At 70.9% G+C, this 12,848-nt stretch carries 15 protein-coding genes; 11 read left to right on the top strand and 4 right to left on the bottom strand.

Going from position 1 to position 12,848, the window contains the following annotated elements:
* The first annotated feature begins 396 nt into the window (after positions 1 to 396).
* Entirely contained in the window at positions 397 to 1,350 is a 954-nt protein-coding gene (locus tag ABZS61_RS33175) for a MarR family transcriptional regulator (RefSeq protein ID WP_356429700.1), read from the top strand.
* Positions 1,351 to 1,364: 14 nt separating this feature from the next.
* On the opposite strand, the gene ABZS61_RS33170 is transcribed toward ABZS61_RS33175, so the two are convergent.
* Positions 1,365 to 1,724, bottom strand: a complete 360-nt coding sequence (locus ABZS61_RS33170) for a hypothetical protein (protein WP_356429697.1) — start codon at positions 1,722 to 1,724, stop codon at positions 1,365 to 1,367.
* Positions 1,725 to 1,848: 124 nt separating this feature from the next.
* Between ABZS61_RS33170 and ABZS61_RS33165 the strand changes: the two genes are divergently transcribed.
* Together ABZS61_RS33165 and ABZS61_RS33160 are read left to right on the top strand one after the other, a co-directional pair.
* Entirely contained in the window at positions 1,849 to 2,163 is a 315-nt protein-coding gene (locus tag ABZS61_RS33165; protein WP_356429694.1) for a hypothetical protein, read from the top strand.
* A gap of 38 nt (positions 2,164 to 2,201) precedes the next feature.
* Positions 2,202 to 2,489, top strand: coding sequence for a hypothetical protein (locus ABZS61_RS33160; protein WP_356429691.1), 288 nt, complete (start codon positions 2,202 to 2,204; stop codon positions 2,487 to 2,489).
* A gap of 68 nt (positions 2,490 to 2,557) precedes the next feature.
* Here ABZS61_RS33160 and ABZS61_RS33155 read toward each other — a convergent pair whose 3' ends face one another.
* Both ABZS61_RS33155 and ABZS61_RS33150 read right to left on the bottom strand, forming a co-directional pair.
* Positions 2,558 to 3,313, bottom strand: a complete 756-nt coding sequence (locus ABZS61_RS33155) for a DUF4253 domain-containing protein (RefSeq protein ID WP_356429688.1) — start codon at positions 3,311 to 3,313, stop codon at positions 2,558 to 2,560.
* 77 nt (positions 3,314 to 3,390) lie between these two features.
* On the bottom strand, positions 3,391 to 4,098 hold the full coding sequence (locus ABZS61_RS33150; RefSeq protein WP_356429685.1) for a DUF4232 domain-containing protein: 708 nt from the start codon (positions 4,096 to 4,098) through the stop codon (positions 3,391 to 3,393).
* Between the two features lie 377 nt (positions 4,099 to 4,475).
* Here ABZS61_RS33150 and ABZS61_RS33145 point away from each other — a divergent pair, with 377 nt between their 5' ends.
* Positions 4,476 to 5,801 (top strand): helix-turn-helix transcriptional regulator, encoded by a 1,326-nt coding sequence (locus ABZS61_RS33145; RefSeq protein ID WP_356429682.1) that lies wholly within the window; start codon positions 4,476 to 4,478, stop codon positions 5,799 to 5,801.
* A gap of 57 nt (positions 5,802 to 5,858) precedes the next feature.
* Positions 5,859 to 7,052, top strand: a complete 1,194-nt coding sequence (locus ABZS61_RS33140; RefSeq protein WP_356429679.1) for a phospholipase D-like domain-containing protein — start codon at positions 5,859 to 5,861, stop codon at positions 7,050 to 7,052.
* A 121-nt stretch (positions 7,053 to 7,173) separates the two neighbouring features.
* Here the strand turns inward: ABZS61_RS33140 and ABZS61_RS33135 are convergent, their stop codons facing one another.
* Positions 7,174 to 7,851, bottom strand: a complete 678-nt coding sequence (locus ABZS61_RS33135) for a 4'-phosphopantetheinyl transferase superfamily protein (RefSeq protein WP_356429749.1) — start codon at positions 7,849 to 7,851, stop codon at positions 7,174 to 7,176.
* Positions 7,852 to 8,003: 152 nt separating this feature from the next.
* Here ABZS61_RS33135 and fabG point away from each other — a divergent pair, with 152 nt between their 5' ends.
* The 6 genes from fabG to ABZS61_RS33105 all read left to right on the top strand — a co-directional run bounded on the left by fabG (position 8,004) and on the right by ABZS61_RS33105 (position 12,846).
* Positions 8,004 to 8,750 (top strand): 3-oxoacyl-[acyl-carrier-protein] reductase, encoded by a 747-nt coding sequence (fabG, locus tag ABZS61_RS33130; protein WP_356429676.1) that lies wholly within the window; start codon positions 8,004 to 8,006, stop codon positions 8,748 to 8,750.
* Positions 8,747 to 9,514, top strand: coding sequence for an alpha/beta fold hydrolase (locus ABZS61_RS33125; RefSeq protein ID WP_356429673.1), 768 nt, complete (start codon positions 8,747 to 8,749; stop codon positions 9,512 to 9,514). Before fabG ends, ABZS61_RS33125 begins: the two co-directional genes overlap by 4 nt.
* Before the next feature lie 37 nt (positions 9,515 to 9,551).
* Positions 9,552 to 10,487, top strand: a complete 936-nt coding sequence (locus ABZS61_RS33120) for a TauD/TfdA family dioxygenase (protein ID WP_356429670.1) — start codon at positions 9,552 to 9,554, stop codon at positions 10,485 to 10,487.
* A 113-nt stretch (positions 10,488 to 10,600) separates the two neighbouring features.
* Positions 10,601 to 11,515 (top strand): TauD/TfdA family dioxygenase, encoded by a 915-nt coding sequence (locus tag ABZS61_RS33115; protein WP_356429746.1) that lies wholly within the window; start codon positions 10,601 to 10,603, stop codon positions 11,513 to 11,515.
* 40 nt (positions 11,516 to 11,555) lie between these two features.
* Positions 11,556 to 12,518, top strand: coding sequence for a beta-ketoacyl-ACP synthase III (locus tag ABZS61_RS33110; RefSeq protein ID WP_356429667.1), 963 nt, complete (start codon positions 11,556 to 11,558; stop codon positions 12,516 to 12,518).
* 82 nt (positions 12,519 to 12,600) lie between these two features.
* Entirely contained in the window at positions 12,601 to 12,846 is a 246-nt protein-coding gene (locus ABZS61_RS33105; protein WP_329209902.1) for a phosphopantetheine-binding protein, read from the top strand.
* The last annotated feature ends 2 nt before the right edge of the window (positions 12,847 to 12,848 follow it).

The raw sequence follows: 12,848 nt of genomic DNA, 5'->3' as shown, positions 1-12,848 counted from the left end.
TCGGCGCCCGGCGCTCGGGCTTCGAGTGCCGGGACCGGTCGGGTCACTCGTTCGAGGGGCGCGGGGAAGGCGGCGGGCCCGATGCTCGAGCCTCGGGACTCGGGCGGCGGGACTCGGGTTCCGGGATTCGAGCGCCTTCTTTAGCCGGTGGGTAGAAGAAGGTTCGGGCAAACCTCCCCGACCTCCCTGACCTGCCACGGCCAGCAAGTATGACTAATCGTGACCGACTTGCGGCGAAGAGTCGCGGCTGCTTACGGTGCCGGAAGCGAACGACCCCGACGCGGTGCTGACAACACCATGCCGGGGTCTCACCCCAAGATCGAAGAAGGCGATCCCGTGGCTACCGAGCACCTTAGCTCCGCCCTGCGCGCACCCGCATCCTCGCGCCCGTACCCGATGGCCAATCCCGGATACGGCAAGCGATCCGCCCCGGACCAACAGCTGCGCGGAGGCGCCGACTTCATGATGCTGCCGCCCCGTGAGCGCAGTATCGCCGGGTTCATCGACCAGCTGCCCGACGGTGCGGCCATGGACGTCAAGGGCCTGGCCAAGCAACTGCCCCTCTACGGACAGCAGGCGGTGGGCTCGGCCCTGAAGGCCCTGTCCGTCGCCGGGTATCTGCGCCGTGTGCGGTGCTTGGTGACCGGCGAGGGCGGCCAAGTGCGCTGGGTCTTCCGCACGTTCTGGTCCCGTACCGCACGCGACAACGAGTGGTGGGGGGATCTCGTCGGCGGCGAGCGCAGGCAGCCGACGGTTGTCGAGCCCGTGAGCGCTCAGCCGGTGGTCGCTCAGCCGGTGGTCGTTCAGCCTGTGGCCGTTCAGCCGGTGGCCCCCGTCGTGCTGCAGCAGCGGACGCAGGAGCCGTGGGCGCAGGAGCCGGCCCCGTCGGTGCCGGAGGGGCCCTCACCCGCGTTCGCGGCCCTGGCGGGACTCGGTCGCGCCGATGCCCGTCTGGCGCTGTCCGCCGCCGACTGTGCGGTACTTGAGCCGATGGCCGCCGCGTGGTTCACGCGGGGTGTGGACGCCGACTACCTCGTGCGGGCCCTCGCCGCCGGGCTGCCCGCCCAGGTGGACTCGCCGGTCGGGTTCGTCCGCCGCCGTCTCACGGACAAGATCCCGCCCCACGTTCCCACCGCCGCGCCGCCCGCGCCCGGTACACCCGTCCGGAGCGTGATGATGGAGTGCACCAAGTGCGGTGTACCCGGCCGCACCGAGGCGCTTCCCGACGGCCTCTGCCGCGCTTGCCGGCTGCCCGGTGACGAGCCGCGGGAGGCCGCCGTCGAGCTGCCCGCCGAGCGGGATGTGCGTACCTACGTCGCCGGGCTGCGCGATCTGCTCAAAGCTCCCTGACTGACCGCCTCGCGTCAGGGCCAGTCGACCAGGGCCACGAACGCGATGAAGGCGCAGAGCACCACGGCAGGCGCGGTCACCGCGAGCAACACGCGGTTCGCCGCATGCCGTTGGCGCGACGGCAGGATCCAGCTCACCACCAGGACGGCCAGGGCGAGTACGAGGCCCGTACAGAGCACCGCCCACCCGGAGTCGAAGCTGTGGGTGAACCGGTCTTCCTGGGCGCCGTCGCACGAGTCGCAGGCCATGGGGGAGAGTCCGCCGAAGAACAGGGCGAGAGCGGCTCCCGGCAGGGTGACGACCGTGGAGACCAGGGGGGACACCCAGGACCTCGGGGCGCGGGTGTCGAGCAGATCGGACGTGTCATCGGGCATGCACCCGATTCAACGCGGCACCCGGCCCCGGCACATGAGTGCTCCTACTCAAGGCCGCCCCGTGCGAGGGTCGCGTTGCGTGGACCCCTCGACGGGACGGCGGTCACACCCCATCATGTCTGTCATGGCCACGACACGACTAAGTGCTGCCCTGTCCCTGACCGCTGCTCTCGCCCTGATCTCCGTCGGATCCGCGCACGCGGAGCCGACGGTGCCGGAGCACGCCGTCATCGTCTGCGACAGCGCCAGCTTCTACGCGAACTACAACAGCTCCTCCGGACCGGCCGGACTCAAACGGACCCTGCTGCGCGGTGACAAGGTCGGACACACCCGCGGCGCCCACCCCGTCTACAACGGATGGGCGGCCACCTTCGACTTCGGCCCCAACGACTGGGGCTTCGTCAGGCAGGAATGCCTGGGCGGCTTCGGATCCTGGTGACCCCACACCCCACACCCCACACCCGCGAAGGACCTCCCATGACCCGCACCAGCAGGCGCACCACCCTCGTCCTGGCGCTGACCGCCGCCATGGCTGTCCTGACCGTCAACCCCGCCACCGCCGCCGACGGCACCGTTGGGCAACGCGAAACCGTCTGTGCCCAGGACCTCTTCGTCCGGGTCACCGCCCCCCACGGGGCCTGGATGGGCACGCTGTACCGCGGGCAGACCTTCCTCGTCGAGCAAGCCGGCGGGGACTGGGTCTACGGCTTCGCGTACGGCGACATCAACCGCCGGGGCTGGGTCCAGAACGGCTGGTTCTGCTGAACCCGCACCCCTGGTTCCTGACATGCGCGGCCCCCAGACGTGCGCGGTCCTGACATGCGGAACACGTTTCAGTCCCACCAGAACGACCACGTCTCCTGGCCCAGGAGGTACTTCTCCGCGTAGGCGTCCAGGCCGTTCGAAGGGCCCGCGTCGATGTTGTCCGGGCAGAACGCGAAGTGCTCGGAGGCCAGCGCCCTGGCCTCCGCCGCGGTCGTGGGAGGCCGTCCCACGGACACGGTCAGGGTGTCGAAGCCGAGCGCCACGACCCGGATGTCGAAGCGGTCCTCCCAGGAGCGCAGCACCGTACAGAGCCGGGCCACGTCGTTCTCGTAGTTGAGCGGGCCCGACCAGCCGATCGCCGCGGGTATGTCCGCGCTGCGCCGGGCGGGTACGAGCGCCATCCGTGCGCCGTCCGTGAGCTGGTCGGCCATCTCCGCGGCGAGTTCGTCCGGGGTCCCGGACGCGTCGGTGGACGGTGCGGGCGCCAGGCCGGGCCAATCCGCCCCGTCCTCCAGCTCGTCGGAGGCGTACTCCTCCCAGAACTCGCCGAGGACGTCCTCCGCGTCGTGGTCTCCCGGATACGAGGTACCGGCCGGGTCGAGGTCCCAGTCCTCGGGCCACTGGTTGCGGCGTCCGCCGTCCACCAGCACCGGGAGCAGGCCGAGCGGCCTGCCGGTCGTCCGCAGCCTGGCCCAGTCGCCCGGCTGCGCCTGCTCGTCGGCGTACCAGAGCAAGGGCTCGTGCCAGGGGTCGTCGATCGTGGTGTCCACGAGTGTGCCCGGCGGAAGGTCCAGCAGGGGCAGGGGATTCGGGAGCGTCGCCATGCAGGTGACTCTAGGATCCGCCACTGACAAAGCCCTGTTCGGCTCCGGGGGCCACCACGGAGCCGAACAGGCGCGGGTCAGTACATGAGGGCGTCGTCCAGATCCGTCTGCCAGTACGTGACGGCCAGCGTGCTGTCGACGAAGACGGCCTCGGTGAGCGGGACGTCCGAGGACGGGCCGCTGGAGCCGGAACCGTCGCGGCCCTGGAAGCTCACCGTCAGTTCCTCGGTGGAGTAGCCGCCCGTGCCGCTGCCGTCGGCGGAGGCGGTCATGACGCCTGCGTAGGCGGACTCTCCCGGGCCGAGGGTGACGACGGCCTGCGGCTTGCTCTCCTGGAAGGTCCGCGGGACGGCTTGCGCCTCACCGAACCTCAGGAACGGGTAGTAGTAGGCGTTGCAGGCCTTCGAGCCGGTGTTCGTCACGGTGAGCAGCATGTGGTTGACGGGCCGGGGCACGGCCGTGAGCGTCACCTTGGAGTTGCCGCCGTCGCAGGCGAGGGTGACAGGTCCGCCGTCGGTGCCGGGGGCCTTCGGCCGCTTCGCGGCGGGCTCGGCGTCGGTGGAACCGGAACTCGAACCGGAGTCGTCGGACTTCTTCCCCTTGTCCGCGGGCGCCTTTGTGCTGTCCGAAGGCTGCTCGGACGGGGAGGCGGCTGCCGGCGTGGAGGAGGTGTCCGCCGCTGCCTGGCCGTCCTCCTGGCAGGCGGTCAGCGAGAGCGCGGCCAGCAGGACGGCGGTGCCGAGGGCCGAGGTGCGTGCGGTACGAAGGAAGTTACGGTTGCGCATGAGGTGGTTCTCCCCGTTCAGAAGGTCTGTCGTGTCCGGGCGCAGCTCGGGCGCGCCGGGTGGTGCCGGCTGTGCTGGAGAATGACGAGTGGTCAGAGGTGCCGCAGGAGTGTGATGACGGTCGCCGTGGCGGCGATCAGCACTCCTGCGGCGACCGCGTCGGTCAGGCTCGGTTCGAAGCGGGTACGCACTGCGTCTCCCGGTGTGGACGAAGGTCGGTCCGGCGGTGTGTCCACATCCTGTTCGGGGCCTTGTTCCGATGGCAACGGCTGCCGGGCGGCTCGGGACGGTGGAACGGCTGAATGCCCTCTGACCTGAGGGAACGAGGCCTCCCTGGAACGCGGTTCCGGGATGGATCAGTGGGAGGAACGGTCGGCGTGGGTACGGAGATCCAGGACTTCGCGGCAGAGCTCAGTGGCCTCAAGGAGCGTTCAGGGCTGAGTTATGGAGCGCTCGCCCGGAAGCTGCACATGAGCACGTCGACGGTCCACCGGTACTGCAACGGCGACGCCGTTCCGCCGGACTACGCGCCGGTCGAACGCTTCGCCCGGGTGTGCCGGGCATCGGCGGACGAGCTGGTCGGGCTGCACCGGAAGTGGATCCTGGCCGATGAGGCGAAGCGGCGGAAGACGCGGGGGGCGGAGGCGGGTATCACGGCGGAGCCCGGACCCGTTCCGGGGGAGGGCCCGCAACCGGAACCGGAACCGGAATCAGGACCGGAGGCCGAGGACGTGACGCCGTCCGAGGTGCCCGGGGCCACGGCCTCCGGACCCGGACCCGCCCTCGGTCGGCGGCCGTCCCGGCGGCTGCGCGTCCTGCTCGCCGCGACTGCCGTCGTCGCGCTCACCGTGCCCGCCGCCCTGGCGTTCCGTGGTCTCACGGACGACGACGGTGGTGACGGCAGACGTACCGACGCGGCCACCGGAACGGCCCCGGTCGTGCCGAGCGCGAGCAGCGGCGGCACCGGCAGCGCGTCCGCTACGCCGAGCGGGCCGGCCTCCCCGTCGGCCGCCACCGCCACCGCCTCTCCCTCCGCCTCCCCCGGCTCACCGGCGCGGCAGGGCGGCGGGGCGGACCACCGCGGTGCCCCCGTCAGCGCCGCCATCAGCTCGTACAACTGGGAGTCGCCCTGCGGGCAGTACTACCTGTTCGACCGTGAGCCCGGCACCGTACCGAAGCCGCCCCCGCCCCAGGACACCCGTAACTGGGCGAGGGCGCTCGGCGGTGTGGACGGGGGCGACATGATGCTCGAACTGACCCTCCAGGGGGCATCGCAGGAAGCGGTGGTGCTCAAGGGGCTGCATGTGCGGGTCGTGGGTCGCGCACCGGCGCTCGCCTGGACCGCGTACTCGATGGGGGAGGGCTGCGGGAGCGGCATCACTCCGCAGAGCTTCGACATCGACCTGGACGAGAGCTCGCCGCGCTCGCATCCGGTCGCGGGGCAGGACGGCGGGGCCGTCGTCCCGGCGAAGGACTTCCCGTACCGGGTGAGCTCCACGGACGTGGAGGTGTTCCACCTCGACGCGCATGTGGAGGGACACGACGTGACCTGGTACCTGGAGCTGGAGTGGAGCAGCGGCGGCCGGAGCGGGACCCTGCGCATCGACGACAACGGCAAGCCGTTCCGTACGAGCAGCATCACGGGGCGGCCGGAGTACCGCTACCGTGCGGATACGGCCCAGTGGGTGGAACCCGAACACTGATCCGGGCGCGGAGTACAGTCGGCGGGTCCCCGCCCCCTCGCTTCGGTCAGGTGAACGATGTCCATTGACACAGACGGCAGACCTGACACCAGGTACCCCGAGCGCATCCTGCGGTTGCGGCGACGGCTGGAGCGCCTCATCGGCATCGCCGCCACCGAGGGGAATGCCCTCGTTCCGCTCCACAACGGCGACGAGATATTCGCCGCGATGCTGGGCGCGATACGTGATGCTGAGCACACCGTGGACATGATGACGTTCGTGTACTGGCGCGGTGACATCGCCCGTGACTTCGCGGAGGCGCTGTCGGAGCGGGCCCGCGCCGGAGTACGTGTGCGGCTGCTCCTGGACGGCTTCGGCAGCCGGCTGATCGAGAAGGGCCAGCTGGCGATGATGGACGAGGCGGGGGTGGAGGTGGCGTGGTTCCGCAAGCCGCTGTACCTGTCGCCGCTCAAGCAGAACCACCGCTGCCACCGCAAGGTCCTCGTCACCGACGAGGAGACGGCGTTCACCGGTGGCGTCGGCATCGCGGAGGAGTGGTGCGGCGACGCCCGTAACGAGCGCGAGTGGCGCGACACCCATGTGCAGCTGCGCGGCCCCGCCGTGGACGGTCTCGCCGCCGCGTTCGCCCAGAACTGGGCGGAATGCCACGACGAGCTGTTCACCGAGCGCGACCGCTTCATCGAGCTCCGGCCGCAGGGCGACGCGATCGTGCAGGTGGTCCGGGGTTCGGCCAGCTTCGGCTGGCAGGACATGCAGACCCTGCTCCGCGTCGTCCTGGAGTCCGCCGAGGAGCGGGTGCGGCTCACCACGGCGTACTTCGCGCCCGACACGTACTTCGTCGAGCTGCTCTGCGCCGCGGCGGCGCGGGGCGTCACCGTGGAGATCCTGCTGCCCGGACCGCACACGGACAAGCGGGTCTGCCAGCTGGCGGGACAGCACCACTACGAGGCCCTCGTCGCCTGCGGCGTGAAGATCTACCAGTACCAGCCGACGATGATGCACACCAAAGCGGTGACCGTGGACCGGGTCGCCTCGCTGATCGGGTCGACCAACTTCAACCGCCGCTCGCTGGACCACGACGAGGAAGTGATGCTCGCCGTGCTGGACCCGGAGTTCACCGCGACTCTGGACGGGCACTTCGAGGACGACCGCGCCGACAGCGTGCTGATCGACGGTGCCCGGTGGAAGCGCCGCTCCTCGGTGCAGCGGATGCGGGAGGCGGCGGTCCTGCCGATCCGCCGCTGGCTGTGACCTGAGGCACCCGGGCGCGGTGTCCGGGCGGGTGCCTCGGCACAGGGGTCGTTACTCGGGGGCGGGGCGTCTCGGCACAAGGGTCGTCACTCGGGGGCGGGGCGCCTCGGCACCGGGGGCGTCACGCCGGGGCGGTTCCGCCGCGCGGGGGCACGGTGACGACGGTGAGCGCGAGGCCGTCGCGTACCTGCCAGCGGCCGTCGAAGCCGGTGAGCGGGGGGCCGGCCGTCGTGGTGCCCGGGACGAGCAGGGCGGCGGCGAAGGTACCGTCCGGGCGCAACGTGATGTGCGCGTCCTGGAAGCCGAGCCAGCGGCCGGTGAGCGGGGACCAGGCCTTGTAGACGGACTCCTTGGCGCTGAACAGCAGCCTGTCCCAGGGGACGTCCGGTCGGCGGTCGGCGAGTTCCCGCAGCGCGGTGCGTTCTGCGGGGAGGGTGACGAGGTTCAGTGAGCCCTCGTCGTTCAGCGGTTCGGCCGGTTCGGCGTCGATGCCGAGGGAGGCCACCGTCGTGTCACGGGCGACGGCCGCGGCCCGGTAGCCGTCGCAGTGCGTGAGGCTGCCGACCATCCCGTCGGGCCAGCGGGGCGCGCCCCCGGTGCCGGGGAGGATCGGCGCGGGCGGCAAGCCATAACTGGCCAGAGCGGTGCGGGCGCAGTGGCGGACCGTGGTGAATTCGTGCTTCCGCTTGGCCACGGCCTTGGCGACCAGAGCCGCCTCCTCGGGGAACAGGAAGGGTTCCGCGCCGTCCTGGAAGGTGTCGACGGCGGTGACCAGCGGGGGAAGCAGCGGGGCGAGCAGGCCCGCGAGCGCGGGGCCACCGGTCGGAAGCAAGGTCATGAACGGTCACGGTACCCGTGCCCGGCGCGCGCCCTTGAGCGGCGCTGGATGCCGTATAGGCCAGATATAGCCAGTGAACGCACGCTCGACTCATTCGAACGGATGGGGGCAGCATGCCGGACCAAGAGGCACAGGTGGCACTGGTGACCGGGGGGTCGCGCGGGATCGGGCGGGCGGTGGCCACCCGGCTCGCACGGGACGGGTTCGACGTGGCCATCTGCTACCGCTCCGACGACGCGGCGGCGGAGCAGGTCGAGAAGGAGATCCTGGCGGCGGGCCGACGGGCGCTGATCCGCCGCGTCGACGTCGCCGACCGGGTCGGTGTCCGGTCGTTCGTCGCGGACGTCGAGGCGGGGCTGGGACCGGTGTCCGCGGTCGTCACCTCCGCCGGAATCACCCGCGACAGGCCGCTGGCGCTGATGTCGGACGACGAGTGGGACTCGGTGATCCGCACCAACCTCGACGGAACGTACAACCTGCTTCGCTCGGTGGTCCGTTCGATGATCCGGCGCCGTGCGGGCACGGTCGTCACCCTCTCGTCCGTGGCCGGGGTCGTCGGCAACGCGGGACAGACGAACTACTCGGCCTCGAAGGCCGGGATCATCGGACTGACGCAGGCGCTGGCGAAGGAGTTCGGCCGCTACGGAGTGCGTGCCAACGCCGTCGCGCCGGGCTTCATCGACACGGAGATGGTCGCCGGGGTGCCGGAGGCCGTCGCGAAGGACGCCCTGACCCGCATCCCGATGGGGTGCTTCGGCACTCCTGAGCAAGTGGCCTCGCTGGTCTCCTTCCTGGCTTCCCCGCAGGCCGAGTACATCACCGGCCAGGTGGTCCGGATCGACGGGGGCATGGCGCTGTGAGTGCCTCCTCGGAGACCTGGTTCCGCAGGTACGCGCGGACGGGCGAACCGCGGCTGCGGCTGGTCTGCTTCCCGCACGCCGGCGGCAATGCCCAGCTGTTCCACGGCTGGCCCTCGCGGCTCCCCGCCGACATCGAGGTCCTCGCCGTCCGGTACCCGGGCAGGCAGGAGCGGATGGGCGAGCCGTGCATCGAGTCGATGGACGAGCTGGCCGGCCGGATCTCCGAGGCGCTCATCCCGTACGGCGACCTGCCGATGGCCTTCTTCGGCCACAGCATGGGCGCCGCGGTGGCCTACGAGGTGGCGGTGCGGCAGGAGGCCGGTGCGGGCGAGGGTCCGGTCCGGGTCCTGCTCTCGGGGCGGAACGCCCCGCACCGGACGTCTCCCACGGCCCTGCACAGGGCCGCCGACGACGTCCTGGTCGCCGGGGTGTCCCGGCTGGGCACCTTGGGCGGCGACCCGTACGCGGTCCCGGAACTGCGTGAGCTGCTGCTGCCCGTGCTGCGCTCCGACTACACGCTCATCGAGACCTATCACCCGCACAGCCCGGTGGCGCTGCGCGCTCCGATCGTCGCGTACCAGGGCGACAGGGATCCGGGCACCTCCTACGAACAGCTGCTGGCCTGGGCGGAGTTGACGACCGGCGCCTTCGCGGTGCGGTCTTTCCCCGGGGACCACTTCTACCTCGCCCCCCGGGAGGCGGAGCTGACCGCGGACATCGCGGGGCGGCTGGCTCGGATCCCGACCGGCCTGCGGGCCGGATAGCCGAAGGCTTCACCACAACAGCGAGAGGAGCGGCGCCGTGACGAGTCCGACGTCCTGGGCACCACTGGAGATCGAAGCGAAGGGTGAGGGCGGGACCGGCGAACTGCTGAGCCGCCTGGAGGAACTGGAACTCGGCCTGGCCGGGACGCTGGTCAAGGAGAAGGCGGTCGTCTTCCGCGGCTTCGGGATCACCCCGGAGACGCTGGACACCGCCCTGGACCGGCTGCTGCCGAACCGGCTGGCGTACGTGCACGGCAACTCGCCGCGCACCAAGGTCGGCGGCAACGTCTACACCTCGACGGAGTACCCGCAGGAATTCACCATCTCGATGCACAACGAGATGAGTTACGCCCATGCCTGGCCGTCCCGCCTGGCGTTCTTCTGCCAGGTGCAGCCGGGCTCCGGCGGGGCCACCCCGGTACTGGACGCCGAGCGCTGGCTCGCCGTTCTGGACCCGGAGGTGCGCGAGGCGTTCGCCGGCGGCGTGCGCTACGTGCAGAACCTGCACGACGGCTACGGCCTCGGGAAGAGCTGGCAGGACACCTTCGAGACCGGTGAACGGGCCGACGTGGAGGCGTTCCTGAAGAACGCCGGAGCCGAGTGGGACTGGCGGCGCGACGGAAGTCTGCGGGTGGAGTCCCACCGTCCCTCCACGACCCGGCACCCCGTCACGGGCGCCGAGGTCTGGTTCAACCAGGCCGACCAGTGGCACCCGGCCGGTCTCGGCGACGACACCGCGGCCGAGCTCGCGCAGATCCTGTCCGAGGACGAGCTGCCGCAGTCGGTGCGGTTCGCCGACGGCAGCCCGATTCCCCCCGAGTACGTCGCCCAGGTCCGCGACCGCGGGCTGGAGGCAGCCGTGGACGTCGACTGGCGCACGGGCGATCTGCTGCTCATCGACAACGTCCTGCTGGCCCACGGCCGGCGGCCGTTCACCGGGGACCGCCGCGTCCTCGTGGCGATGTCCGACTGACGCCCCGGCCCCCAGGGCTGCCCCGACCTCTTCGACCACGGAGCGAGCTGACCATGACCATCACCTCGGAAGAGACACCCGCCGGCTGGGTGGGGAGCGGAACCGTGCCCGGGATGCGACGTCCCGCGGCCCCCGGCACCGGCATCCACGGCTACATCACCGAGAACCGGGCGGAGCTGCGCGAGCTGCTCACCCAGCGCGGCGCACTGCTGCTGCGCGGATTCGAGGTCGGCGGCGTCGACGGCTTCGACGGCACCGTCCGGGCGTTCTCCGGCACGCCGCCGCTGGCGTACGCCGAGCGCTCCTCGCCCCGCAGCACCATCAAGGGGCAGGTCTACACCTCGACCGACTATCCGCAGAACGAGGAGATCTTCCTCCACAACGAGAACTCCTACCAGGCGGTCTGGCCGCGGACGCTGTATTTCTTCTGCGTCGAGCCGCCCGTCACGCAGGGCGCCACCCCGCTCGCCGACATCCGGCAGGTCCTCAGGTCCGTCGATCCGCAGGTGCGCGCGGAGTTCGAGGCACGCGGCTGGCAGGTCGTGCGCAACTTCCACGCCGGGTTCGGAGTGCCCTGGCAGGAGGCCTTCACCACCTCGGACAAGGACGCCGTCGTGGCGTACTGCAAGGAACGCAGGATCGAGGCGGAGTGGCGGCCCGACGGCGGTCTGCGCACCACCGCGGTGCGGCAGGCGGTGCACCGCCATCCGGTCACCGGCGAGGACGTGTGGTTCAACCACGCGACGTTCTTCCACGTCAGCACCCTGGCCCCGGAGGTCGGCGCCGGCCTGCGCGCGATCTTCGCCGACGAGGACCTGCCCACGAACACGTTCTACGGGGACGGCGGTGTCATCCCCGACGAGGTGACGGATCACCTGCGTGCCGCCTACCGGTCGGCTTCGGTCCGCTTCGACTGGCAGCGCGACGACGTCCTGGTCGTCGACAACATGCTCGCCGCACACGCGCGCGAGCCGTTCACCGGACCGCGGCGCATCGCCGTGGCCATGGCAGAGCCGTCCGACGCCTGAAACCTGACGGCTGACGGACCTATGGGGAGTTGAGGGAGACATGTTCGAGTTCGAGACGTACGGATCACGGATCTCCGGACTGGCCGTGTACCGGCCGGCCAGGCTGGTGTCCAACGAGGAACTGGCACCGCTGACGACGGTCTCGCCGCAGTGGATGGAGAGCCGGACCGGGATCAGGACCCGCCATCACGCCTCCGAAGAGGAGGACCTGGTCACGATGTCGGCGGCCGCGGGCGAGAAGGCCGTCGTCTCGGCCGACATCGACCCGGGCGAGGTGGACCTGACGATCGTCGCGAGCGCCACCCGCCGCCGCCGTATGCCCGGCATCGCCCCCGAGGTGGCCAGCCGTATCGGACTGCCGAACTCGGGTGCGTACGACCTCAACGCGGTCTGTGCCGGTTTCACGTACTCGCTGGCCATGGCGTCCAACGCCGTGCGTCTGGGCGAGGCGCGCAACGTTCTGGTCGTCGGCGCCGAGCGGACCAGCGAGTGGATCGACCCCGCCGACCCCGACACGTTCGTCATCTTCGGTGACGGTGCCGGAGCCGCGGTGGTCTCCCGCTCGGACCGGCCCGGCATCGGCCCGGCGGTCTGGGGCAGCGACGGCGCACGGCACGACGTGCTCGGCATCACCGAGAAGGCCGACGGCCGGGAGTACGTCACCATGAACGGCCCGCTCGTCTACAAGTGGTCCACGGCCACCATGCCGGACGTCGCCCACCGGGCGTGCGCCGCCGCCGGGATCACGATGCAGGACATCGACTGGTTCGTGCCGCACCAGGCCAACAACCGGATCATCAAGACGCTCGCCGCGAACCTCGACCTGCCGCCGGAGCGCGTCGTCAACGACGTCGTCGACACCGGGAACACCTCGGCGGCCTCCGTGCCGCTGGCGCTGAGCAGGCTCAAGGACAGCGGCCGCAGCACCCCCGGCGAGAACGTCCTGCTGCTCGGCTTCGGTGCCGGCCTGACGTACGCCGGCCAGGTCGTCCGGATGCCGTGACCGGCCCCGGCGAACCCCCGAGACCCCCGCACTCCCCCCGCACGCACATCCACGCGCACCCACCTATCGAGAGATGAAGGCCATGACCAGAGACGAACTGATTGTCGAGATCATCAACCTCACGCTGCGTACGGCGCCGGACCTGGAGGGCGAGGTCACCGCCGACTCCAGCTTCGACGAGCTCGGCATGGACTCCCTCACCCGCATCGACCTCCTGGCCGCCGTGGAGAAGGCCTTCAACCAAACAGTGCCCGACGAGCGGGTCGGCGACCTGCTGCGTGTCAGTGACGTCGCGGACTTCCTGACAGCAAACAAGGCAGGAGTCTGACC

Origin of the sequence: Streptomyces sp. NPDC005566 (genome assembly GCF_040605575.1) — a bacterium.
GTDB lineage: Bacteria > Actinomycetota > Actinomycetes > Streptomycetales > Streptomycetaceae > Streptomyces.
Note: the sequence above shows the minus strand (reverse complement) of the source record. Positions and strands in the feature narration are given on the sequence as shown.